This is a genomic window from Flavobacterium subsaxonicum WB 4.1-42 = DSM 21790, assembly GCF_000422725.1.
Lineage (GTDB): Bacteria > Bacteroidota > Bacteroidia > Flavobacteriales > Flavobacteriaceae > Flavobacterium > Flavobacterium subsaxonicum.
The window spans coordinates 1,047,969-1,071,784 of record NZ_KE383909.1 but is presented as its reverse complement, the minus strand read 5'-3'; the positions used below and the strand labels follow the sequence as shown (position 1 = coordinate 1,071,784).

Here is a 23,816-nt window from a genome sequence, read left to right as displayed (position 1 = left end):
GCCATGCTAAAGTTTGTACAACATAACCTGGAAACCATAGCCGGGGTAGCCATATACCCCATCATATCACTACTTATATTCTTCTTCTTTTTTGTAGGGCTGTACACCTGGACTTTCACATATAAGAAAGAAAAAATAGACGAGATGAGCAACCTGCCGTTTAGCGACGAAGACAACCAAAACTAACTGAGGATTAAAAAATTAGAGGATCATGAAAAAATACATTCCCGTATATGTTAGGGTGCCCGTGCTGTTTGCTCTTGTTTTTATGGCGCTTGAATATTTTATAGACTCGGGCGACAGGCCTGCCTTTATAAAATACCCGTTGGTATCGATATTCCTGGCTGTATTCCTGTTTTTGCAAATAGCCATAGAAATTGTGGTGCTGGCCATAGACAGGGTTACCTACAGCATTTTAACCGATGCCCAGCGTAAGCAACTGGATGATGCCGAAGCCCTTGATTTTAGGGAAAGCGCCTGGTACAAAAAGCTGAGCAACTTCTTTAATAAATCAAAACCTATCGAAGAAGAAGGAACTATATTAATGAACCATGATTATGATGGTATTAAAGAGCTGGATAATGTGCTGCCGCCGTGGTGGGTAAACCTTTTTTACGCCTGCATTGTGTTTGCGCTAATCTATTTGGTACGCTTTCATATTTTGGAAGGAAAAGACCAGAAAGCCGAATTTGATACCGAAATGGCCGAAGCCAGGCTGGCAGTAGAAGAATACAAAAAAACAGCCAAAGACCTTATCGACGAAAATACCGTGGCGCAGCTTACAGAGCCGGCCGAAATTGCTGAGGGTAAAGCGGTTTTTCAGGCTAATTGTATACCCTGTCACCGCCCCGATGCGGGTGGTGCTATTGGCCCTAACCTTACCGATGAGTATTGGCTGTTGGGTGGGGGTATTAAAAATGTTTTCCACACCATTACAGAAGGTGGGCGCGATGGCAAAGGCATGGTAGCCTGGAAGGGTATGCTAAAACCATCTGAAATACAGTTAGTTGCCAGTTATGTGCTATCGTTAAAAGGCTCTAACCCCAAAGACCCAAAAGAACCGCAGGGCGATGTGTGGGTTGATGATGTAAAGGCGCCCCAAACCGCTAAATAAACAACAATGTTACCAACGCATAATGATGAGGAGTTCCGCGACAGGATAGGAACAATAGATGATGATGGCAAAAGGGCCTGGGTTTTTCCTAAAAAACCATCGGGCAAGTTTTACAGGTACCGCAAAATTGTAAGCTGGTTTTTGCTGCTTTTTTTAGTTGCAGCACCGTTTGTAAAAATTAACGGCAACCAGTTTTTGCTCTTTAATGTGCTGGAACGCAGGTTTAATATCTTCGGGTTTCCGTTCTGGCCGCAGGATTTTCATCTTATAGTTATTACCATGATAATAGGGGTGGTGTTTGTAGCCCTGTTTACGGTGGTATTTGGCCGTATTTTTTGCGGATGGATATGCCCGCAAACCATATTTATGGAGATGGTTTTTCGGCGCATCGAATACTGGATAGAAGGCGACCGCGGTGCACAGATAAAACTCGCCAAACAGCAGTGGGATACCGAAAAGATAAAGAAACGTGCCCTTAAATGGTTCATATTCTTCATCATATCCTTTGCTATAGCCAACGTGTTCCTGGCTTATGTTACGGGTAGCGATAAGCTGATACAAATGGTAGAGCAGGGCCCGGCAGATAATCTGGGTACGCTTATAGCACTGCTTATTTTTACAGGGGTATTCTATTTTATATATGCCCAGTTCAGGGAGCAGGTGTGCATAATTGCGTGTCCGTACGGCAGGTTACAGGGCGCATTGCTGGATAATAAATCGATTATTGTAGCGTACGACCATAAGCGCGGCGAGAAAGAAGCCGGCCGTGGCAAAATGGTTAAGAACGAGAACCGCGCTGCCATTGGCAAAGGCGATTGTATAGACTGCAAGCTTTGCGTGGCCGTTTGCCCTACGGGGATAGACATTCGCAACGGCACGCAGCTGGAGTGCATTAACTGCACCGCCTGTATAGACGAGTGCAATACCGTTATGGATAAGGTGGGCCTGCCGCAGGGGCTTATCCGCTATGCAAGCGAAGACGAGATTACCAAAAAACAAAAGTTTGTGTTTACCGCCCGTATGAAGGGCTACACGGCTGTACTTTTTATACTTACCGGTATATTTATTGGCATGCTGTTTTTACGTAATGAGGTTGAGGCTACCGTGCTGCGCCTGCCGGGGCAATTGTTTGAACATAAAGGCGATAACATTAGCAATGTGTTTACCTATAAGGTAATCAATAAAACGGCTAAGGATTTTAATAACGTTCATTTTGAGCTTAAAGGCCTACAGGGCGAGGTTAAAATGGTGGGAGCATCAACCTTTAAAATTAAACGCGAGGGCATAGCACAGGGCACCCTGTTTGTAGAGATTAACCCTGCCTTTTTAAAGAGTGATAAAACAAAAATTACCCTTGGCGTGTATGAGGGCGACAAACTTATAGAAACCGAAACCACCAACTTTTTAGCGCCAAGAAGTTTTAACTAATACATTAATTATCATGAAAATAAATTGGGGTACGGGTATTGTAATAGCATTTGCCCTGTTTATGGGCTTTATACTGTTTTTTGTTTTTAAAGTGCAAAGCGACCATAAATATGATAACGAACTGGTTGTAGAAGAATACTACAAACAGGAGCGTGTGCTGCAGGCCGAACTGGATAAGGAGCAAAATGCTGCATTGTTAAGCCAGAAGCTGCAAATAGAAACCAACACTACAGCAATTAAGATAATCTTCCCGCAAGGGTTTGACTACAGTAAAATAAAAGGAAAAGTGTCCCTTTACAGGCCGTCTGACGGAGGATTGGATTTTGATATGCCCATTTCATTATCTGCTCCATACATGCTCATACCTAAAAGTAACCTGGCAGGCGGCCGCTGGGACATTACCATTGCCTGGCAATACAACGGCAAAGGCTATGTTAATAAACAAATGCTTAATTTATAGTTATTGGTTATTGGTTGTCAGTTGCCAGTTGTTGGGAGCTACACTGAATGAGTTGTTGTTTTGTTAGGAGCTACACAGTAACAAACCATCAACAATAACCAACAACCAACAACCATCAACTGACAACCAACAACCAGCTTATGCTCTACTCCGCACTACTTCTCGGCCTTATATCAAGCCTGCACTGCATGGGCATGTGCGGGCCAATTGCCATGATGCTGCCGGTGGACCATAACAACCCGGCGAAAAAAGCATCGCAAATTTTACTGTATCATTTAGGCAGGCTTACGGCGTATGGCACATTAGGCCTGGCATTAGGCATATTAGGGCGTGGTTTTTACCTTGCCGGGATGCAGCAGCAACTCTCCATTATTGCAGGTATACTGATGATTGCCATTGTAATGATTCCTGAGAAGGTATTCTCTAACTACAACTTCTCTAAACCTGTTTACCGTATTATCTCTAAAGTAAAAACCAGTCTTGGCAGCCAGTTTAAAAAGCGGACCTATAAAGCCCTTTTTGTTACCGGCTTGCTCAACGGCTTTTTGCCCTGCGGGTTGGTGTATGCTGCCCTGTTTGGCGCCATTGCCATGCAAAATGTACCGTTAGGTATGCTGTATATGCTGCTGTATGGAGTGGGTACCATCCCGCTTATGAGTGTGGTGGTATATGCATCAGCGTTCCTTACCAACCCTATGCGTAATACAATGGTAAAAATAGTGCCCTATGTTGCCGTTTTTATAGGCATGCTCTTTATTGTAAGAGGATTAGGGCTTAGCATTCCATACCTGTCTCCGGGAACAATAAGCCTGTTTGTACAGCAGGCACCGCATTGCAGGTAATGTCTAAAAGATGTAAAAAAGACGTTGCAGTGCAACGTCTAAAACATAAGTCATTCCATAAAAAAACACATTGTATTGCAATGTGTTTTTTTATAAGACGTTGCATTGCAACGTCTCTACGATTTAATCATTATATAACCTGATGTTTTAGACAACCATAGAAAACAATTCTGTTTGTGGTGCTTTGCGTTTTAGCCTCAAATCAAACGCCATACAAATGTTGCGCACAAAAGGTTTGCCTTTTTCGGTCACTTTAATAGAGTGTGTGCCAAACTCCAAAAGCTCGTCATACTCCATTTCTCCAAGGCTTACCAGCACACTGTGCAACTCCGGGAAACGCCCGTTAACTTCATCCCAATGCGTTTCGAATTTACACATAAGGTTGAGTATGTGCTGCCTGATTATCAGGTCTTCATCGGTAAGCAAATGCCCCCTGAAGATGGGCAGTTCGTTGTTTTCAATACGCCTGTAGTAGTCCTCTAAAGTCTTTTCATTCTGGGCAAAACTGTACCAGCTATCGCTAATGGAAGATACACCTAACCCAATCATTAACTGTGTTTTAGAGCTGCTGTAGCCCATAAAATTTCTATGTAACTTGCCATTTTTAAAGGCATCAAATAAGCTATCACTTTCCAGTGCAAAATGGTCCATCCCAATTTCAAAAAAGCCCTTTTGCGATAGTATTTGCTTGCCAATCTCATATAGTTGCCTCTTTTCCTGGTCTTTAGGCAGGTTGTCTTCGCTGTAACCGCGCTGGCCGTTACCTTTAATCCACGGGGTGTGGGCATAGCTGTAAAACGCCAGCCTATCGGGGTTGAGTGCCTTGGTTTTTTCGATTGTATCTACCATGCTATCAACCGTTTGATAAGGCAGCCCAAACACCAGGTCGTGGCTAATAGAGGTATAGCCAATTTCGCGCGCCCATAAAGTTACCTTAGCTACGTTATGAAAAGGCTGTATGCGGTTAATGGCCTTTTGTACCGTTTCGTTATAATCCTGAACGCCAAAGCTTACCCGCCTGAAACCCAAGTTATATAGCTTTTGCAAATGCTCCCGTGTGGTATTGTTAGGGTGGCCCTCAAAACTAAATTCGTACTCAGGTGCTTTTACAGCCCTGTCAAAAATGCCGTTTACCAGCACTTCAAGACTTTCCGGACTAAAAAAGGTAGGGGTGCCGCCACCTAAGTGTAGTTCTTTTACTAGAGGTGTTTGCGGCAGCACATCGCAATACAAAGCCCATTCGTTAAGTACGGAGGTAATGTATTGCGTTTCAACCTCGTGACGCCTGGTAATACGCTTGTTGCACCCGCAAAAGGTACACATGCTCTCGCAAAACGGCAGGTGGATATAGATGCTTATCCCTTCGGTAGCATTGCTTTGTTTAAAGGTTTTTAAGAACGATTGCTGCCATTTATCGCTTGTAAATTCGCCGTTATCCCAGTAAGGTACAGTGGGGTAGCTTGTGTAGCGGGGTCCCGGTACGTTATATTTTTGCACTATAGAAGTTTCCATGCCTATTAATTTATGCATCAAAAGTAGGGGGGATGCCGTGCCTAAAAAATGATAATTATCAGGTACAGAAATATTTAGGCACAAAAAAACTGCTGTAAATTAGTACAACAGTTTTTTTAATACATTTGATTATCAGACAATTAAACTCTCGTGCCTGCCATCCTGCCGTGTTGCTGATCGGTTTCCGCGCCGTGGCGCGCCGACGTTAGTTTATAGACCCTGCACGAACGGGTGGAAAGTGCAGGGCACCGTTACAGCCTCCTCGACAAGCTGGCTACCCGTCATCTTTGTTTTGGCAGGCAGGTAATTATCAATAAATCAAGGTATTAAGTGTATAGTTAGAGCTATTATAATGTAAAGTTGCTCTCGCTATAGTATAAAGTTATTCATTAATTATTAGCACAATCATAAAATATATAACAGGAAAATGCTTATAGTATATATAAGTGTTTGATTGTTTGATGTTTATGGTTTTGTATTCTTAACATTATCAAAAATTACCGGTAGTTTGCAGCCAACTTTAATATATATTTAGGTTTTAACGACAAGTAGCGATGGCAAAAATAAATTTAGAGTAAATTCTTACTTTATGAATTCAAAAAAGGCTTAATATTTTACTTTCGGACTTCGAGTTACGCTAATTTGTACCCTAATTTAAAGCATAAACTAATTTCAATTTTCGAATCTAATTTTACCTCCCTAATTAATTTACTGCAACAATCACTTCAGTACTGGGCATGCGGGTTCTGCTTAACTTTGCATCCTGATACTTCTCACATCCACCTCCTAAAATTATTTTAACCACATGCTCACGAAAAATACACCTACAAAAAATTTCGCAGAAAATATTTTGCTTAAACGTTTAACTGTATTATATTTGCCTATCAGAAATCGATATAGTGAAAAAAGTATCCATAAAAGATGTAGCGTTAAAAGCAGGGGTGTCCATTGCCTCGGTGTCGTACGTGCTTAATAACAAGATCGATAGCCGTATTGGCAAAGACACCGTAGACAAGGTTAGAAAAGCTGCGGAAGAATTAAACTACCGCCCCAATAACGCTGCTAAGAGCCTAAAAACACAGCGTACCCATATTATTGGGCTTATAGTGGCCGATATAGCCAACCCGTACTTTTCGCAAATTGCCAGGATCATAGAAAACGAGGCGAACAAAAAGGGGTATACGGTTATTATTGGAAGTTCTGACGAGAATAAAGAAAAATTCGAGGGCCTTATTAATATGTTCTGCGACCGCCAGGCCGACGGCCTAATCATTGCCCCGGTAGAGGGCGCCGAAGACTGCCTGCAAAAATTGCAAAGGCAAAACATGCCGTTTGTGTTTATAGACCGTTACCTGCCACAGGTGTTGGCCGATAGTATCCAGATCAATAACTACGACATTAGCTATGAGGTAACAGAGCACCTTATACAAAACGGGCGGAAAAATATAGTGCTTGTGGCATACACCACAACACTGCACCACCTTTTACAAAGAACGCAGGGTTTTACCGATGCGCTTCAACAACATTCGCTGGAATGCAACGCCCAATCGATACTTAGCATTGATAAAGATGCTATAGACGCCGATGTTGATGCCGGGTTTACTAACCTGTTTAACAGCAGCACTGTGCCCGATGCTGTATTTTTTACCAGCAACAAACTGGCAGTGGCAGGCTTAAAAAAACTTATGAAGTTAGGTATAGACATTCCGAAAGATCTTGCTGTGGTAGCGTTTGACGAGACCGAAGCGTATGAGCTGTTTAGCGTTCCGCTATCGTTTGTAAGGCAGCCGCTTGCCGGTATTGGTACCACTGCGGTTACGTTGCTGCACAATAAAATTACCGACCATTTGCTGCCGGTACAAAATATTATCCTGGAAGCCGAGCTGCACGTTAGCCGGTCTTCTGAACTTATTATCAACTAATTTTTTTTATTTATCAATTTGCTTAAACGTTTAATCAAATATAATTATGATACAGTCAATAAATAAACCCTCTGTATTCTGTTACGGAGAAGTGCTTTGGGATATTTTTCCTGAAGGGGCACGTGCGGGTGGGGCGCCATTTAATGTGGCCTATAACCTAATGAGAATGGGGGTAGATGCCCACATGATAAGCCGCACCGGCAAGGATAAACTGGGTAACGACCTTATGGCGCAGGTGGTCGATTGGGGTATCTCGGTACAGGATAGCCAGATTGATGGCACGCATGCAACAGGTACGGTAATAGCTCATATAGACGAGCATAACGAGGCACATTACGATATTATTCAGCCCGTGGCTTGGGATTTTATAGAATTCAGGAACGATTATATTGAGAAGGTAAGCACCGCCGAAGCCTTTGTTTTTGGCAGCCTTATTACCCGAAACGAAACATCGCGCAACACGCTTTTCCAACTTTTGGAAATTGCAAAATTCAAGGTGTTCGATGTAAATATCCGTCCGCCTTTCTTCTCGGTCCCCGTAATTACAGATCTGCTTCATAAAGCCGATGTGGTTAAGATGAACAAAGCCGAACTGCGCATGATTCTCGACTTTTTAGGCAAAGCCTATGTAAGCGAAGATGATAGCATTAGTTTTATTCAGGATAAATTTAGCATCAGCGAAATCCTTGTTAGCAAAGGCAGCAAAGGCGCTTTGTATTATAACGGTAACACCCGTTATGAGGCTCCTGCCGTGCCGGTTACGGTACAGGATACCGTGGGTAGTGGCGATGCCTTTCTGGCGGGTTTCCTGTCTAAAAGAATAACAGATGCAGCCCCGCAGGATATTATGGCACAGGCCACGGCCCTTGGTGCTTTTATAACGTCTAAAGAGGGTGCCTGCCCAACCTACAGCCTTACCGATTTTCAAGCTTTTTGTGCAGCCAATAATGTGGTGCGCCAAAATATTATAACCAACACCCTATAATCTGCTGTTATGTCTCAGGCTAAATTCACCGAAAAAAAATACACCATCACGTTTATTTTTGTAACCTCTCTGTTCCTGTTCTGGGCCATTGCCATTACTATGGGCGATGTACTTAACAAGCACTTTCAGAATGTGTTGCACATAACAAAATCAGAGTCGGGCTTAGTACAACTGTCCATTTTTGGCGCCTATGCTGTTATGGGCATACCTGCGGGTTTGTTCATGAAAAAGTACGGCTACAAAAAAGGCGTGCTTTTAGGGCTGGCACTGTATGCACTTGGCGCATTTTTGTTTGTTCCGGCAGCACAAAACGAATCGTTTGCCTACTTTAGGGTGGCGCTGTTTATACTGGCATCGGGCCTTGCAACCTTAGAAACCGTGGCACACCCCTTTGTGGCTGCCCTGGGAGACGAGCGCACCAGCGACCAGCGTATCAACTTTGCACAATCATTCAACGGCCTTGGGGCTATCATCGGCCCGCTTTTAGGAGGGTTCTTTATTTTAGATACCGAAGGCGCGGCAGGGTTAGCATCGGTTAAAAGCCTGTACATGATAATTGGCGGGGTAATATTGCTAATAGGCATTGCCTTTTGGTTTGTAAAAGTACCCACGCTAAAAGACCCGCATGCCGAACATGGCAATAGCACACAAGATGCAGAATGTGCCGATGTGGTAGCCAACGCACCATTATACCGCCAGCGCCATTTTATGTGGGCGGTACTGGCGCAGTTTTTTAATATTGGTGCACAGGGCGGCACATGGGCTTACTTTATAAACTACGGGGTAGAAAAAACCGGCCTTGCCGACAACCAGGTGGCCTATTACTTTTCGTTAAGCATGGCCATGATGATGATTGGCCGTTTTATAGGCACGTTTTTAATGCGCTATGTAGCACCCAACAAGCTGCTTGCCATATACAGCATTTGTAATATGGTGCTGTGCGTAGTTATATCGCAAAGCTTTGGGTGGGTATCGTTTGCAGCACTAATTATGCTTAACTTCTTTTTAAGTGTAATGTATCCTACCATCTTTAGCCTTGGCTTAAAAAAGCTGGGCAACAAAACAGAGCAGGCATCATCATTTCTGGTAATGGCCATGTTTGGCGGGGCAGTGTTTCCGCCCATAATGGGGCTTGTAGCCAATACCAATATTGCTTATGCCTATTTATTGCCAATTGTATGCTACGTAGTAATACTGTTGTTTGCGGTAAGATATTACAAGCCTAAAACATTGGGCACCGCTGCCGTTGTTGTAAAGAACAGCAGTATATGATACCCGGTTTTATTTACAGGCTTATTATTATAAGTGTTTTATTAATTGGTACATCGGGCAAGAGCCAGATAGTCATCACAAACAAAAATTTTTCCTTTGGCACTACCGGGCGAATTGGGTTTGGGTATTCGCCGGATATTGAGGGGCACACGGGCCGCCAGCTTAACCTCTTGGGACAGGGATCGTTGGGCGGACGGATGGATCAGGGCGATTATGTAGACCTGCTTCCGGCCTTTCATTTCATGCCGGTACATGCCAATAAGGATAGCACTGCAATAGATTTTCAGGTGCGGCTGGCTTTTTATTCGTCTAATGGTACATTTTTGGGTAATGTACATTCGGGTTCGATAAATGGCATGATTGTAAGCCTGCCTGAAGCTTTTGTAGAAGCGCGCAATATAGTAGGGAGCCCCTGGACGGTTTGGGCAGGGGCCCGCTACATGCGTTATGATGATGTACACATTGCCGATTACTTTTATTTTGACGACCACTCATCTCAGGGTTTTGGGGTAAAATATAATAAAACATCATTTTCGATGTTCTTTCCGGCGGCTATAGATACTACGTCATCTAACGTAACGCCGTATTCGTATGCCAATATAATATCGGGTAGCAAAGTACTGGCGTACAGGCAGCGCGAGGTTATGGTGGCCGAACACAGCTTTACTATTACAAAACAGCATTCGGTTAAGCTTTTAGCCGAATACCATTACGTATCGGCAGTGCGCAAAAATGCCGACCCTACCTATCCGTCCGATTACGGATTTGTAGCAGGGGCTAAACTAAGCTCGCAGCTCAACACTAAAAAAACAGGGTCGTTTAACCAGTTTGCCGTGCGCTACGGTACCGGCATTGCCAATGGTGGCGATAGCGGCAGCACGCAAACCTGGCGCACCTTTGGTGCCCCTAATGTAGAGGGTAAATACAAAGGGGCGTACTCTTTTACGGCGGTTGAGCATTTAATGCTGAATTTGTCTGACAGGATAAGCCTTAATCCCTATGCGGTGTACACCCAAAGCAGGGGAGGTGCCGCCACTAACGGCAAGGCCATAGATTTTTACGACAGGGAAATTTACAATAAGAAAACAGACCTTGCCGTGGGCGGGCGCTTAATTTATTATGTTACCAATTGGTTCCACATGATAACAGAACTGCATTATACAAGCAGAAAAGAGGGGTATAACCCGGAGGCACAAATGGTAAAACTGGCATTGGCACCCACTATTGTACCTACCGCCGAACGCAGCCCCTGGGCACGCCCGCACCTGCGTTTTATTGCCGAAGTTGCCCGCTATAACAATTATGCTAAAAATGCCATGTACTCGCCATTTTTAGAACAGGCCGGCCACAAAAGGCTGGGAACTTATTTTGGTATCCGGTCAGAATGGTGGGTATTTTAAACTTAATACTATAACAAAAATGAAAATAAAATTTGGGGCTTCGTTACTATCCTGGATCACACCCTTATGGACCGCCGAAGCAGGGCACTACGCCATACAAAAAACAGCACAAGCCGGTTTTGATATGATAGAAATACTGTTACCCAACAGTATGGATTTTGATGCCGCTGCGGTTAAAAAACAACTCAGAGAAAACAATTTGGATGTTGCCTGTTCGCTTAATCTGCCAAAGGAAGCGCACATACCTTTTTATCCTAAAGAGGCATTAGCGCTTATGCAGAAGGGTTTAGATAAAGCAGCGGGTGTAGAGGCTACCTTTTTAGGGGGTGTACTGCATGGGGGCATCGGTGTGTTTAGCGGCAACCCGCTTACCGATGCCGAGAAAGGTATTATTACAGATGTATGGGGTCAGGCTGCTGCTTACGCCGATAAGCTGGGCATAACCATTGGCATAGAACCCATAAACCGGTACGAAAGCTATGTATGCAACACTGCTGCCAATGTTATAGAGCTGATAGCCAAAACGGGCGCAGCCAACCTTGCGGTGCATTTAGATACCTTCCACATGAATATTGAGGAGAACAATTTTTACGACCCTGTTATACAGTCGGGGGCATTGCTAAAGCACATCCACATTACCGAAAGCAATCGCGGCATGCCCGGCGAAGGCACCGTTAACTGGGATGAACTTTTCAGGGGACTTGAAGCCATCAATTTTGAAGGCAATTTGGTGCTGGAAAACTTCTCGTCATCCGTACCGGGAATGCAGCAGGCGGTTTCGTTATGGCAAACATCGCCGCACAACGCGCAGGATCTGGCTGTTGGCAGCCTGAATTTCTTAAAACAAAAGTTAGCGTAATAGTTTACATATAACACACAATGGCAAAGCCTGTAGATATTCTGCAGGCTTTTTTATTTAAGTAGGTTGCTTGCCACTTTTTTTCCGAATGGAATTCTTAAAAAACGATTGCGTACTGCATATTCTAAGTTATACCTGCCGAATTCTAAATAAAGCTACCCGCCACTATAGTTTACTATACTTTTACGATCTTGAAAGTGTCAGGCTATATAACTATCAGATTTACAATGTATTTTAATTGTAATTTTTTAGCATTAATTAACCTAAGTTAATTTGGACAACTTTTTTTCGGATGAAATTTGCACTATAAAATTATATATATCATGAAATCAATTAAAGAAACGTTGAAACAAAACTTTTTAAAAGTTTTAGTACTTAGCCTGGTGTTTACATCGGCTTTTGCCCGCAACAATTTTAACAACGATGCACCAAAACACAAAACCTTTGTCTTAGTACACGGTGCCTGGCAGGCCGCCTTTGTTTGGGATGAGGTTAAGGCACAATTAGAAAAACAGGGCCACCATGTAATTGCCGTAGAGTTGCAGGGGCATGGCAAAGACCAGTCGGCGCTGGCAGATGCTACCCTCGATAACTACGTAGCAAAAGTAACAGCAGCCATAAATAGTGTAGACGGAAAAGTTATCCTGGTGGGGCATAGCCTTGGTGGTGCCATTATTACGCAAACTGCTACAAAAGTGCCCGGCAAAATAGAAAAACTGGTGTATATTGCCGGTTTTGTACCGCCAACAGGCAAATCGCTTAACGACCTTGCAAAACAAGACCCAAACCCGGGCATTACGCCAGAACTGCTTGTTCTTCCTCCGGATTATTCGACTGTAACTTTTGCTAACCCCGAGGTTAATATTCCTGAACTATTTTTAAAAGACGGGTCTAAACAGCAAAAAGAATTAATGGTCAAAAACTTAAAGCCTGAACCAACCGCACCTATGGGCACCCCGTTACAGTACGACCCTAAAGTTTTTGCCGGCCTGGATAAATACTATGTTTACACCACGCAAGACCGCGCCATAAGCTACACTGCCCAGCAGCAAATGGTTAAAGCGGCAGGCATAACCAAAACCTTTACTATAGAGGCAAGCCACAGTCCATTTGTTTCTAAGCCAGCCGAAGTTGTTACCATTTTACTTAACCTTACTAAATAAAAACATCATGTCTAAAACATTGGAAATAGGCGATAAAGTACCATTTTTTGTGTTACGCGACCAGGACGGAAAAAATTTTAATAGCGAAACTGATTTAAGAGGCAAAACCACCGTAGTGTACTTTTATCCTAAAGACGAAAGCGCTGTTTGTACTAAAGAGGCTTGTGCTTTTCGGGATAGTTACCAGGAATTTACAGATGCCGGTATACAGGTTGTTGGTATTAACAATGCCGATGTAGAGAGCCACAGGCGTTTTGCCGAAAAAAACAGATTGCCGTTTAAGCTGCTAAGCGACCCGGGCAACAAAGTCATCAAACAGTTTGGCGTTAAAAATGCCCTGTTCTTAACCGGCAGGGAAACGTTTATAATTGACGATAAGGGCATTGTAGTATACAAATTTAGGGATTTCTTTAAAGGGGCTGCCCATGCTAAAGAGGTATTGCAGTTTTTAAGCCCTGTAAATCAGTAATCAATTAGTTAAATTTGAGCCCGGTGCTACTGCCGGGCTTTATTATGTAATAGTATGGACGATAAAAAAAAATTATTTGATTTTTTACATAATTTCTCAAAGCTTTCTGAACCTGATTTCGATAAAGGCAGCCAGCACTGGTATACAAAGACCATTAAAAAAGGGGAGTTTTTTAATATGCAGAATTTTGTATGTTCCGATCTTGGTTTTATTCGCAGCGGGCTTTTCAGGATCTATTATTTTGATGAAGAAGCTATGGAAGACCGCAATATGTTCTTTTTTTCCGAAGGGCAGTTTATAGTGTCTTTTAAAAGTTTTATCTACCAATATCCATGCATTTATTTTATTGAGGCGTTGGAAGATACAGAGCTTTATGCTATTAAATATAAAGACCTCCAGAATTTGTATAGCGTTAACACAGGTTGGTCTAACACGGGCAGGCTTTTAGCCGAATTGTTTTTTACCTACGCCCAGTCGCGCATGGAAACCCTGCTGTTTAATACCGTAGAGCAACGCTATTTAAAAATTCAGAACGAAGAACCCGAAATGCTAAAGCGCATACCGCTTTACCACATAGCATCTTATCTGGGTATTACAAGCCAGTCGTTAAGCAGGATTAGAAAAAGGCTGGGTTAATTCTATATGTTTAATATATAGCCAATATTAAAATAGGGCAGTATTTTTTTGTTCAGGTCGCTGTACATAAGGCTGGCCTCTATAGGGCCTAAAAAGGTTTTGTAGCCAGCACTAAACGCGCAGCCTAAGCCTCTGGAGTCGGCACTAAACCTAAAGTTGCTTTTTATAAAATCGTACCATAGCCCGTTTACTTTTGTGGTTAAAAATAAGTTATTGGTAAGCGAATACTGGTAGCCAACTTCGGCAGTAACAACACTGGCCGTAAATATGGATGCTTCGGGCAAACCCGCAAAAGTAACTTGGTTGCGTATAACGTTATTAAGGCCTCCCACCACAAAATCGTTTACAAGGGCCTGCTTGTAATTAAAGTTTAAACCCGATTGTACTTTAAAAAATATGGCATTGCTGCGCTGCGGTATGTATTGCTCTAACGCTACTTTTATCTGGGTGTACGCACGCGAATTAAAAAACGGCGAATCTTCGGTGGCTATAATATCTTCGTCCTGGTAAATTTTAAAGTCGGTTATCTGGCTGTGTATCATACCACCTTTAAGGTATATATAGCGGCCTTTGTTAGGGTACAGAGGTGTATTTAGTGTGTTGTGCTGTAAAAGTAAAAACGAATTTACATAAGCCACATTACCCTCTACCTGAAGGTTCGATGTAATTTTAGGATCGTACGCCACGTTAGACAGTGTTGTGCCAATACCTAACGTCCAGTTGTTTTTAGGTTGCCATAGCAATTGCAGGTCGCAATTTTGGCTGGCCTGGTTGTAAAGCCCGCTTTCTAAAAAATCCTGGTCGTATGTGGTAATGTCCACGGTTTCAAAACTGGTTTCGGCTTGTAGTATCAGCTTTCTGTCTTTGGTAAAATAGTACATAATTGTTCCTTTTCCCCTTGGGTTTTCTCCAAGAGACAACATTACAGAGGCCGCAGAGAACGGATTTAAAAACCCCCTCATCAACAGGCCCGTTTTTAAGGCAATACCTGTGGTTGTGTTGTAATGAAACCCAATTTGCAAAACGGTAGATGGCGGCTTTTCTACATCAAAAATTATTTTTGCATTGCCCAGTTTATCCGGAACCAGAGAGTAATTTATCTTACTGTAAACTCGTGTTGCAAAGGCTTTTCGTACCGATGCACTCAGGTCTTTAGCAGTATAATCTGCATTGGGCGAGAACTTTACCAAATCTAAAAAAAAAGGAATTTCTTCTTTAGGTACGCCGTTTACCTGGTATTCGGATATATAAACGTTATCGCGTTTTTTTACAATACGCTCTGTTTTTTCTTCGCCATAAATATTGTCCAGCGAATCTTTAAGCCGCTTAAGGGTAGGGTAGAGTAGTTTGCCCCGTTCCAGTCCAATTTGCATAATTTGTTCTGCCGATGCAAAACTCGCAGTGCCGTAGTTATCCAACGGATAGTCTATATATACATCTACCAGTTTTTTTTGCTCTTCAAGGTCAGATACCGCATTAAAAAAAGGCAGGCGGCTAATAATATCCAAAGGCGATTTAACCTGGTCTATAGGGTTCAGGCTGCCCGAAACATCGCTGCCAATAACAATATCAGCGCCCATTTCTCTAACATTAGAAACCGGAAAATTACGTACAATACCGCCATCAACAAGTACTTTACCATCAATTTCCATAGGTGTAAAAACCGATGGTATGGCCATACTGGCGCGTATTGCCTTAACAATATTGCCCTTTTTTAAAACCACCATCTTACCAGTGCCCACATCGGTAGCAATGCACTGAAAGCCTTTATCAAAATTGCTAAAATCGGTAATTTCGTAATAAGGATAGAACAATTCGGCAAGGGCCAGCCACAGCTCGTTAGATTCTATAAAACCACGCTTAAGCGATATTTTGCCCTTTGCTAACGGCAACTCAATATAATGGTTTAAGTCTTCCTTTTCTTTTAGGTTAAAAGTGTTTAAGGGCGGATCGTTAGACAGTAAAACGCTCCAGTCTAAAGTTTTGGCAATAGCATATAAATCGTTACCGGAATAACCGGCTGCATACAGGCCACCTACTACGCTACCCATGCTGGTACCGGTAACATAGTCTACCTTAAGCCCAACCGAATCTATTGCTTTAAGCAGGCCAATGTGGGCTATGCCCTTAGCACCGCCACCACTTAGGGTAATGCCTATTTTTGGGCGTTTGCCCTGTGCCGATGCATTATGAATAAGTAGATTAGCTAAAATTATAACCTTTATTATAATAAGGGCTTTGCGCATTAGTAGTTTTTTTATCAAATATACACGCTATTAAAATAGCCTATGTAAAGTAAGCTTAAAAAATATCTCAGAAAGTTTATCCTAAAACGGATTGTATGATACCCCTAAATTAAAATAAAATTGGGCATCCTGTTTACTCTCAATTACATATTTGCTTGTTTTTTTGCCCCTTTCGGTCACGCGCGATGTTATTACCGTGTCTACGCCGGTTTTTAGTGTGCCAATGAAATTTTTAAAGAAACTGTACTCATACGTTAACCCCGATTTTAATTCAAGCTGGTTAAGCTCGTACATGCCGTTAAGGTTTTTGGTATCAAAATCGATATAAAAATTTTCGCTGTTTAATTCGGTACCTAACGATAAGCGGCCGTTTTCGAGCAATTTACGCTTAATGAGTATGCGCTGCGGAATTATAATATCCAGTTTCCAGGGCGAATCTTTAAACTGGTGTTCATACGTAAATACCGGTGCAAACGGAATTATAGACGATGGGTCTAATAGCGCCACAGCACCCAGCGTCATGGTGGTGCTGGCCGTTCTTTTTAATACCAGTGTTGCCGAGAATAGCCCTTTTACACGCTGTGGTGCTTTCTCGTTACCATCTACGGTTACAGAGGCATTATAAATAACAGGCTTTTTAAAAAGCTGCGAAAAATAGGTAGCGCTAACCGTTTCGCCCAGATAATGAAATTCCTGATTGGGCCTGCTGTAGTTGGCGTTGGCTGTTACATTGTATACATTTCCAAAATCGTACCCTTCACGTTTATAGCGTAACGAATTGGTTATAAAAAACCGCTGCGATTTTGCCCTGTACAAAGGTATGTTGGCGGCTATTTTTAAGCGCGAATGGCTCTTTACAGTAGCTTTTTCTACATCGTCGCCAAAAACCTCGGTATCATAATTTGCAGATCCTAACTGTTCGTACTGCACATCAAAGACCCGTGTGGTAGGGAATTTATCTGTAATACTTTCGCCGGCTTTTTTGGACTCCGGTTCATTTTCCTGAGACAGGGCAGGCAGAGTTACGAACAGTAATAAATACGAGATTTTTCTGATTTTCATAAATAGCATATTATGGTCCGAAAGCAATTATTTCCGGCTTTCAAACAAAGATACATTTGTACCATCACTGTAGTTATAATTTTTATACAAATGCTACATAAATTACACCAATGGCGTTTGTATAAATATATAAATTTGGGCAGCACAGAAAGTGGAGAATTTTCACGAAACTTTAACAAACCCAGTGTTTATGCCTGTTCCCGACTTATATTTTTGTTAAATATAATTTCTTAATTGGATGATATGCTTACTTTTATTCAAAATAGCTGCTATGTATACCTACACAATGACATTTGTTTCATGCGATAATATTGGCCTTCCGGCCGATGATATTTTTTCGGGAAACATAGTTTCGGGTATTGTAACCGAGAAACTTAATAAGCACGAACTGGAACTGGCCGATTTTAACTGGTCGGGCGCTTATAGTTATGATAACAGCCTTTCGTATTTAATGTCGCCCTATAAATTTAATTTTGTGGTAGAAGTACGCGTAAAATTAGATGTTACAACAATACAAAACAGGCAGGCCATTTACGACCGTTGCCTCGAAGCTCTTAAAAAAGACGAAGTATTGTTAAAGCGTGTAGAATGCCTGCGAGACGATGATAGCCACAAAGAGCAGTGCGTTTTATGTTTTGATATTAAATCAGCCGCATAATAGCTACGTTTAAATGCCTGTAAATTTTTAATTATCCCGAAATTTTTTCGGTTTTTTGTGTACTTAAAAATTTCAGTATGCAGTTTAAATCCAAGCTACCTTATATACATTCCCACATATTTTCGTACATGACGGGCCTTGCCAATCAGTACAATGCCATAAATTTGTCTCAGGGTTTCCCTAATTTTGAGCCGGCACAGCAGTTAAAAGATCTGGTTGCCCAATGCCTTAACCAAAATACCAGCCAGTATGCACCTATGGCCGGTTTGCCTGCGTTGCGCAATCAGGTAGCCATCAAGATACAAAAGTGCATGAATGTTGGTGTTGATGCCGATACCGAAGTTACCATTGGCTGTGGTGCTACCGAAATGATTTTTAATACTATTGCCGCTTTTGTTTGGCCCGGCGATGAGGTTATTATAATAGAACCCGGTTACGATTGCTACCGCCCGGCTATAGATGTAGTAGGGGGCAAGCCGATAGTTTATAAAATGCAGGCACCCGATTTTAAAATTGACTGGGTAAAATTTGCCACCTATATTACCCCAAAAACACGCATGATAATTACTAGCACCCCCAATAACCCAACGGGTGTATTAATGACTAATAACGATATGCTGCAACTTGCCCAACTGGTTAAAGGCACCGATATTATTATACTGAGTGATGAAGTGTACGAGCACATGGTTTTTGATGGTGCAGCCCACCATAGCCCGTTGCAATATCCTGAGCTTAGGGAGCGAACTGTTGCCGTATTTTCGTTCGGGAAGACACTGCACATTACCGGATGGCGCATAGGCTATGCCATTGCCTCGCCTGACCTGACAATCGAACTTAGAAAAGTACACCAAAATACGGTATTTAGTGCCAGCCATCCGCTGCAAAAAGCTATTGCGCTTTATTTAGCTGAAACTGATGAGTACTTAAACTTGCCTGCTTTTTACCAACAAAAGAGGGATATATTTCTTAACGCTATGTCAGGCACCAGGTTTAAGCCGTTGCATTGCCAGGGATCTTACTTTCAGTTGTTTGATTATTCGGATATTTCTAACGAAGGCGACTTGGCTTTTTGCGAACGCCTGATAAAAGACTACGGTGTGGCTGCAATACCGGTATCGCGAATGTACTCAGATAATCACGATGATAAGCTATTACGCTTTTGCTTTGCCAAAACAGACGACCTGCTTATTGCTGCCGGTAGTAAATTGACTGCCTTATAAGTTTAGATGAGTAGTAATGAAAGAAGCAGGCTTTTGCCTGCTTCCAATTTTATTATTGTTGCTAAAATCTTTAGCTGCACTATGAGAAGCAGAATTATTGGTAATATATGATTACAGAATTAAACAGTTTGCCTCCTGAATTTTGGGAGGCTTAAATTGTAGCGCACCGCCAGTATCCTGATAGCCACTATGAGGCTGCCCGATAACCAAAAATTAATATTTCGGCTTATGCCAAAATAATGCAGCATTAGGTAAAGCAGGGCACCGGCAAGGCATGCCGTGGCATATATCTCTTTATGAAAAATAATCGGCACTTCCTGCGTAAGCATGTCTCTTAAAACACCACCCATTACTGCGCTAAACATGCCCATCATAGCGGCGGTTTCGGGTCCCGCGCCAAGGCTAAGTGCCTTTTCTGTACCTACTATAGTAAAGAGGGCAATACCCAGGGTGTCGAATAAAAAAAGGGTTTTGCGCAGCTTGTGCAGTGTTTTGTAAAAAATACTGGCAAGTACGGTACCCACCAGTATAGCATAAATAAAATAAACGTCTTTAACCCAAACAATAGGGTAAGAGCCTAATAACACATCGCGCAGGCTACCGCCGCCAATGGCCGTTATAAACCCAATAAACGTAACCCCAAACCAGTCGGGTGTTGATTTTTTATTTGCGGCCAGCGCCCCTGAAATCGCAAAAAAAGCTGTGCCCAAAACTTCGAACAGATATTGAACTGTCATTATTGTTTCAAAAATTAATAGTGTGTAATATGGCGGTAGGGGCTAAACACCCTGTTTAACACCCTGAGTATAGGCCTAAAGCGCACTTTTGTACGCTTACTAACGCTATAGCTTGTACTGTTGGTTAAAATTACACCAAAAAGTATTATGGCCAAACCCCAGGATTGCGTGGCAGAGATTTTTTCATTCGCAATAAGCCATCCAAAAAGCACAGCCACTACAGGGTTAACATAGGTGTGCGTACTTACCAGTGCCGGCGGCCTTACTGATAACAGCCAGATAAATGATAAGTAGGCAGCAATTGACCCAAAAATAATAAGGTACAACAGCCCGCCCCACGCTTTAGTTGGTATGGCTGTCCATTGTAAAGTAGTCCATTCTCCGGCAGCGGTGGCAATGCCAAAACTTAGTATGCCGCCCACAATAAGCTGCTGTGCCACATTCATAAAAATAGAGTGCGATGACGCCCTGTTTTTAGAAAAAAGCGACCCAACTACCCATATTACAGAGCTTATAAAAAGTACACCAATAGCGGTAAACCTCAGCCCGCCATAATTGTTGTGCGCTCCGTTAAAAAGGCTGTCTTTTACAAATAACAACAGCCCGCCAATACCTATTAGCAATCCGGAAACTACTAACGGACTCGAAAAATATTTCGACCAATTTTTGCGGTCCAGTAGTATAAACCAAAAAGGCTCTGTAGCCATTATAATGGCAGCCTCTGTAGAGGTTACATATTGCTCTCCCCAAGCCACCAGGCCCACGCCGGCGGCAAGTATAAACAAGCCGGGTATAAAGTTTTTATACCAGTTGGTTAGCGAGTTGGGTTTTTCGCCCCTGGCACAAAGCCACCCCAGTATTATAGAACCCGCGATTAAAAAGCGCAGGCCCGAGAGTATAAAAGGAGGGAAGCCTTTTAGCCCATAAGTTATGGCAAGGTAGGTAGTACCCCAAATAATATAGATACCGGCAAAGGCCAATATAAGCCTGAATTTAAAGTTATTGATAATAGAATTCATGATAATTAAAATTGATTGATGAACAAAAAAAAGCCCTTTTACATGGTTGTAAAAGGGCTTAGGCAGTATTATAATTTCTGGTATAATTAAGCATAAGTACATTTACAACATCGCCGGTTTGGCATGCAGCAGCACATCATAATAAAATGGGTGGTAGTGTGTAAAGTAGTCATGACTAAGTATTTAAAAATTCTTCTAATTTTCTATTAAACTCTTCCGGATGCTCCATCATAGGGGCATGCCCGCATTGGTTAATAAGGTGCAGGTGCGCATTAGGCAGCAGGAAAAAGAATTCTTCGGCCACGCTAATCGGCGTTACAATATCCTGCATGCCCCATATAAGCAAAACGGGCAGTGTAATGGTATACAAAGTGTCTTTAAGGTTTTGGCTACGGGCAGCCTTGGCGGTGCGCACTACAGAGAGCGCCTTTTCCCTATCCTGTATGGTGGCGTATACATTTTCTATAAGCGCATCAGAAATAGCTTCCTGGTTATAAAAAACTTCTTTAACCTTATCCGATATAAATTCAAAATCGTTAATACGCGGAAAAGAAATATCCAGAGAACTTTCGTAAAGCCCGGAGCTGCCTGTAAGCACAAGCTTATCAACTTCTGTAGGATATTCCAACGCATAGAGTAGTGCTATATGCCCACCCAGTGAGTTACCTATTAATATAGGATTATCAATATTGTTAATTTGAATGTAATCTCTTAAAAATGCCACATAATGATTAAGGTTGGCTTCTTTAGAGTTCTTTTTATAGAGGGGTAATTCGGGAATATAAACGTTGTGTATGTCTTCAAACTTTTCCTTTACAGCCTGCCAGTTACTAAGGTTTCCAAAAAGGCCATGTAAAAATATAAGGTCTTTTTTTTGCGTTTTTACCTTATGCTGCGCTGTTAATACTGTGTTACTCATAATTGGTCTGGTTTGATAATTATGCCACAAATGTAATATAACTTTATTAGTCTACCAATTTAGTAGGATAATAAAATTGTATTAATTTTTTTACCTGATGTATTTACAATCATACAACAGTTTCAATTAGATAACACACTACTTTAAGCAATAATAAATAACTCGAGATAGAGGATATAGTAAAATAAAAAAGTGTGAGAACTATGTCCTCACACTTTTAATTGACCCAAATATAAAACTAACCCAAATTTTATTATAATGGAATTGTACTTAATGGCATTTTATTAGCCATTAATAACCCGGATTTTGCACAAGGTTTGAATTTGTTAGCATTGCATCGTTAGGGATAGGGAAGATGTTGCGGCTGGCATTATTATTAGCATCATGCGAGAACCACGATTTTGTAGTAAATACACCAAACCTAATAAGATCCTGACGACGGCGCCCCTCTTGTGTAAACTCCCAGCCTAACTCGTCCAGAAACCTGCCCATTGCAATATCGCTTCCGCCCTCAAAAGTTTGAGAATTGGTATCGCGGCGGCCATAGTCGTAGCTACTGCCTAACATCAATTCGGCATCGGTTACCGTAGCTAATGCAGGGTTGGCTGCAAACGCCCTTGTACGCACTTGTGTTACCAATGCACCTGCACCTGCCTGCCCAGACCTTAATAAAGCTTCAGCTTTCATAAGAAGTATATCGGCATACCTAAACATTGGCCAGTCGTTACTTAAACGGTTGGTGGCACCAATAGCATATTCAAATTTACCCCAACGAAGACCATCATCTTTATCAGACTCGTCTATAGATGGTACAGCATTTTCGTAATTAAGCGATAATGCTTCGCCTGTAAGAGCGTACTGCTGACCCGCAATAAAGTTTTCTTTTAAACGCACGTCTGCCGCGTTGTACGAGTTAATAAACTGCGGCGTAGCGCAAACGCCACCCCACGGCGAGTTAGTAAACTGGTATGTTCTTTGGTTATCGCTTGCCAGGGTATACATGTGGAAATCGAAAGCATTCCAGTCTTTTACATATTTTTCGTCAAAAGGCAGTGCAAAAATTATTTCGTTAGAATTTTCATTCTCTGTAATAAATACATTTTTTTGATTGGCCTCTAAAGAGTAGTTTCCGGATGCTATTACATTATCGCAAGCGGTAATACATTCTGCCCACATAGGCTGGCCGCGCCACACCTGGGCGTTAAGGTACATTTTAGCCAGTATGGTATTGGCAACCCATTTGTTCATACGGCCGTAATAAAGGCCTCTTGGCGCTTCAGATAATGAGCCTATATTATCGTTGATTTCTTTAACTATAAAATCAAATACCTCGGCTCTTGTAGCTTGTTGCGGCAGGCTTGCATCGCTAAAATCGGTAACAATTGGCACATTACCAAACAGGTCTACAAGCAGGTAATAGTAAGAGGCGCGAAGTACTTTAAGTTCAGCTAACAGCTCGATTTTTCTTTCATCACTAACCGTAATTACACCACTTTCAATCTGGTATATAATTCGGTTGCAGGTATTAATACCTTCATAGGTACGGCTCCAGGGCTGTAAAACGCCATCATCGCTCGATGTCCAGGTGTGTTCGTGCATTCTTTTATACACGTAACCGTCTACCCAGCCAATACCGGTACGTGCCGGCAGCACATCCTGATCGGCCGGCAGTTCCTGCGCCCTTACAACGCCGTTCCATAAAAGCATGGTTTTTCTCCACGGTATGTAAGCAGCGTTTACTAAGGCACTAATATCTGTCTCGGTACTTGGTGTATAATTTTCTGATATAACAGATCCGTAGCTGTCATCGGCCAGTTCGGTACACGAAATGGTACTGAATAGCATGATAATGCCTGTTGCTAAAAATATTTTATTTGTTTTCATTGTAATTTT

At 42.2% G+C, this 23,816-nt stretch carries 22 protein-coding genes; 15 read left to right on the top strand and 7 right to left on the bottom strand.

Going from position 1 to position 23,816, the window contains the following annotated elements; translation table 11 throughout:
- Positions 1-3 precede the first annotated feature (3 nt).
- The 5 genes from G509_RS0115245 to G509_RS0115225 all read left to right on the top strand — a co-directional run bounded on the left by G509_RS0115245 (position 4) and on the right by G509_RS0115225 (position 3,844).
- Positions 4-186, top strand: a complete 183-nt coding sequence (locus tag G509_RS0115245; protein WP_026992333.1) for a CcoQ/FixQ family Cbb3-type cytochrome c oxidase assembly chaperone — start codon at positions 4-6, stop codon at positions 184-186.
- Between the two features lie 25 nt (positions 187-211).
- On the top strand, positions 212-1,114 hold the full coding sequence (locus G509_RS0115240) for a cbb3-type cytochrome c oxidase N-terminal domain-containing protein (protein WP_026992332.1): 903 nt from the start codon (positions 212-214) through the stop codon (positions 1,112-1,114).
- A 6-nt stretch (positions 1,115-1,120) separates the two neighbouring features.
- Positions 1,121-2,542 (top strand): cytochrome c oxidase accessory protein CcoG, encoded by a 1,422-nt coding sequence (ccoG, locus tag G509_RS0115235; protein ID WP_026992331.1) that lies wholly within the window; start codon positions 1,121-1,123, stop codon positions 2,540-2,542.
- A 13-nt stretch (positions 2,543-2,555) separates the two neighbouring features.
- Positions 2,556-3,002: a FixH family protein gene (locus G509_RS0115230; protein WP_026992330.1), complete on the top strand. Its 447-nt coding sequence runs from the start codon at positions 2,556-2,558 to the stop codon at positions 3,000-3,002.
- 140 nt (positions 3,003-3,142) lie between these two features.
- Positions 3,143-3,844: a sulfite exporter TauE/SafE family protein gene (locus tag G509_RS0115225; RefSeq protein ID WP_026992329.1), complete on the top strand. Its 702-nt coding sequence runs from the start codon at positions 3,143-3,145 to the stop codon at positions 3,842-3,844.
- A gap of 147 nt (positions 3,845-3,991) precedes the next feature.
- On the opposite strand, the gene hemN is transcribed toward G509_RS0115225, so the two are convergent.
- Positions 3,992-5,356: an oxygen-independent coproporphyrinogen III oxidase gene (gene hemN / locus G509_RS0115220; protein ID WP_026992328.1), complete on the bottom strand. Its 1,365-nt coding sequence runs from the start codon at positions 5,354-5,356 to the stop codon at positions 3,992-3,994.
- A gap of 899 nt (positions 5,357-6,255) precedes the next feature.
- On the opposite strand from hemN, the gene G509_RS0115215 reads away from it, so the two are divergent.
- From G509_RS0115215 to G509_RS0115180, 8 genes are all read left to right on the top strand, one after another.
- Positions 6,256-7,278: a LacI family DNA-binding transcriptional regulator gene (locus G509_RS0115215; protein ID WP_035739016.1), complete on the top strand. Its 1,023-nt coding sequence runs from the start codon at positions 6,256-6,258 to the stop codon at positions 7,276-7,278.
- Positions 7,279-7,324: 46 nt separating this feature from the next.
- Positions 7,325-8,263: a carbohydrate kinase family protein gene (locus tag G509_RS0115210; protein ID WP_026992326.1), complete on the top strand. Its 939-nt coding sequence runs from the start codon at positions 7,325-7,327 to the stop codon at positions 8,261-8,263.
- Between the two features lie 9 nt (positions 8,264-8,272).
- Positions 8,273-9,535, top strand: coding sequence for a sugar MFS transporter (locus tag G509_RS0115205; RefSeq protein ID WP_026992325.1), 1,263 nt, complete (start codon positions 8,273-8,275; stop codon positions 9,533-9,535).
- Positions 9,532-10,935 (top strand): carbohydrate porin, encoded by a 1,404-nt coding sequence (locus G509_RS0115200; protein ID WP_026992324.1) that lies wholly within the window; start codon positions 9,532-9,534, stop codon positions 10,933-10,935. Before G509_RS0115205 ends, G509_RS0115200 begins: the two co-directional genes overlap by 4 nt.
- A gap of 19 nt (positions 10,936-10,954) precedes the next feature.
- Positions 10,955-11,794, top strand: a complete 840-nt coding sequence (locus G509_RS0115195) for a sugar phosphate isomerase/epimerase family protein (protein WP_026992323.1) — start codon at positions 10,955-10,957, stop codon at positions 11,792-11,794.
- 323 nt (positions 11,795-12,117) lie between these two features.
- A complete protein-coding gene (locus G509_RS0115190; RefSeq protein WP_026992322.1) occupies positions 12,118-12,957 on the top strand; it encodes an alpha/beta fold hydrolase in 840 nt (279 codons plus the stop codon).
- A 7-nt stretch (positions 12,958-12,964) separates the two neighbouring features.
- Positions 12,965-13,426: a peroxiredoxin gene (locus tag G509_RS0115185; RefSeq protein ID WP_035739014.1), complete on the top strand. Its 462-nt coding sequence runs from the start codon at positions 12,965-12,967 to the stop codon at positions 13,424-13,426.
- A 54-nt stretch (positions 13,427-13,480) separates the two neighbouring features.
- Positions 13,481-14,062, top strand: coding sequence for a Crp/Fnr family transcriptional regulator (locus G509_RS0115180; protein WP_026992320.1), 582 nt, complete (start codon positions 13,481-13,483; stop codon positions 14,060-14,062).
- Positions 14,063-14,064: 2 nt separating this feature from the next.
- Here the strand turns inward: G509_RS0115180 and G509_RS0115175 are convergent, their stop codons facing one another.
- A complete protein-coding gene (locus G509_RS0115175) occupies positions 14,065-16,308 on the bottom strand; it encodes a patatin-like phospholipase family protein (RefSeq protein ID WP_026992319.1) in 2,244 nt (747 codons plus the stop codon).
- An 81-nt stretch (positions 16,309-16,389) separates the two neighbouring features.
- Positions 16,390-17,370, bottom strand: coding sequence for a DUF6268 family outer membrane beta-barrel protein (locus G509_RS0115170; protein WP_026992318.1), 981 nt, complete (start codon positions 17,368-17,370; stop codon positions 16,390-16,392).
- Positions 17,371-17,641: 271 nt separating this feature from the next.
- Here G509_RS0115170 and G509_RS0115165 point away from each other — a divergent pair, with 271 nt between their 5' ends.
- Both G509_RS0115165 and G509_RS0115160 read left to right on the top strand, forming a co-directional pair.
- Positions 17,642-18,028: a hypothetical protein gene (locus G509_RS0115165; protein WP_131450689.1), complete on the top strand. Its 387-nt coding sequence runs from the start codon at positions 17,642-17,644 to the stop codon at positions 18,026-18,028.
- A 77-nt stretch (positions 18,029-18,105) separates the two neighbouring features.
- Complete coding sequence (locus G509_RS0115160) at positions 18,106-19,248, top strand: methionine aminotransferase (RefSeq protein ID WP_026992316.1); 1,143 nt, start codon at positions 18,106-18,108, stop codon at positions 19,246-19,248.
- Positions 19,249-19,367: 119 nt separating this feature from the next.
- Here G509_RS0115160 and G509_RS0115155 read toward each other — a convergent pair whose 3' ends face one another.
- The 4 genes from G509_RS0115155 to G509_RS0115140 all read right to left on the bottom strand — a co-directional run bounded on the left by G509_RS0115155 (position 19,368) and on the right by G509_RS0115140 (position 23,807).
- A complete protein-coding gene (locus tag G509_RS0115155) occupies positions 19,368-19,985 on the bottom strand; it encodes a trimeric intracellular cation channel family protein (protein ID WP_026992315.1) in 618 nt (205 codons plus the stop codon).
- Between the two features lie 14 nt (positions 19,986-19,999).
- Positions 20,000-21,004 carry an EamA family transporter gene (locus tag G509_RS22220; RefSeq protein ID WP_051200247.1) on the bottom strand — a complete coding sequence of 335 codons (1,005 nt, stop codon included), beginning with the start codon at positions 21,002-21,004 and terminating at the stop codon, positions 20,000-20,002.
- A gap of 175 nt (positions 21,005-21,179) precedes the next feature.
- Complete coding sequence (locus G509_RS0115145) at positions 21,180-21,923, bottom strand: alpha/beta fold hydrolase (RefSeq protein WP_026992314.1); 744 nt, start codon at positions 21,921-21,923, stop codon at positions 21,180-21,182.
- 291 nt (positions 21,924-22,214) lie between these two features.
- On the bottom strand, positions 22,215-23,807 hold the full coding sequence (locus G509_RS0115140; RefSeq protein WP_026992313.1) for a RagB/SusD family nutrient uptake outer membrane protein: 1,593 nt from the start codon (positions 23,805-23,807) through the stop codon (positions 22,215-22,217).
- Between the last annotated feature and the right edge of the window lie 9 nt (positions 23,808-23,816).

Coding starts and splice junctions, on each gene's coding strand:
- G509_RS0115245 (WP_026992333.1), top strand. CDS start 4: ATGCTAAAGTTTGTACAACATAACCTGGAAACCATAGCCGGGGTAGCC.
- G509_RS0115240 (WP_026992332.1), top strand. CDS start 212: ATGAAAAAATACATTCCCGTATATGTTAGGGTGCCCGTGCTGTTTGCT.
- ccoG (WP_026992331.1), top strand. CDS start 1,121: ATGTTACCAACGCATAATGATGAGGAGTTCCGCGACAGGATAGGAACA.
- G509_RS0115230 (WP_026992330.1), top strand. CDS start 2,556: ATGAAAATAAATTGGGGTACGGGTATTGTAATAGCATTTGCCCTGTTT.
- G509_RS0115225 (WP_026992329.1), top strand. CDS start 3,143: ATGCTCTACTCCGCACTACTTCTCGGCCTTATATCAAGCCTGCACTGC.
- hemN (WP_026992328.1), bottom strand. CDS start 5,356: ATGGAAACTTCTATAGTGCAAAAATATAACGTACCGGGACCCCGCTAC.
- G509_RS0115210 (WP_026992326.1), top strand. CDS start 7,325: ATGATACAGTCAATAAATAAACCCTCTGTATTCTGTTACGGAGAAGTG.
- G509_RS0115205 (WP_026992325.1), top strand. CDS start 8,273: ATGTCTCAGGCTAAATTCACCGAAAAAAAATACACCATCACGTTTATT.
- G509_RS0115200 (WP_026992324.1), top strand. CDS start 9,532: ATGATACCCGGTTTTATTTACAGGCTTATTATTATAAGTGTTTTATTA.
- G509_RS0115195 (WP_026992323.1), top strand. CDS start 10,955: ATGAAAATAAAATTTGGGGCTTCGTTACTATCCTGGATCACACCCTTA.
- G509_RS0115190 (WP_026992322.1), top strand. CDS start 12,118: ATGAAATCAATTAAAGAAACGTTGAAACAAAACTTTTTAAAAGTTTTA.
- G509_RS0115185 (WP_035739014.1), top strand. CDS start 12,965: ATGTCTAAAACATTGGAAATAGGCGATAAAGTACCATTTTTTGTGTTA.
- G509_RS0115180 (WP_026992320.1), top strand. CDS start 13,481: ATGGACGATAAAAAAAAATTATTTGATTTTTTACATAATTTCTCAAAG.
- G509_RS0115175 (WP_026992319.1), bottom strand. CDS start 16,308: ATGCGCAAAGCCCTTATTATAATAAAGGTTATAATTTTAGCTAATCTA.
- G509_RS0115170 (WP_026992318.1), bottom strand. CDS start 17,370: ATGAAAATCAGAAAAATCTCGTATTTATTACTGTTCGTAACTCTGCCT.
- G509_RS0115165 (WP_131450689.1), top strand. CDS start 17,642: ATGTATACCTACACAATGACATTTGTTTCATGCGATAATATTGGCCTT.
- G509_RS0115160 (WP_026992316.1), top strand. CDS start 18,106: ATGCAGTTTAAATCCAAGCTACCTTATATACATTCCCACATATTTTCG.
- G509_RS0115155 (WP_026992315.1), bottom strand. CDS start 19,985: ATGACAGTTCAATATCTGTTCGAAGTTTTGGGCACAGCTTTTTTTGCG.
- G509_RS22220 (WP_051200247.1), bottom strand. CDS start 21,004: ATGAATTCTATTATCAATAACTTTAAATTCAGGCTTATATTGGCCTTT.
- G509_RS0115145 (WP_026992314.1), bottom strand. CDS start 21,923: ATGAGTAACACAGTATTAACAGCGCAGCATAAGGTAAAAACGCAAAAA.
- G509_RS0115140 (WP_026992313.1), bottom strand. CDS start 23,807: ATGAAAACAAATAAAATATTTTTAGCAACAGGCATTATCATGCTATTC.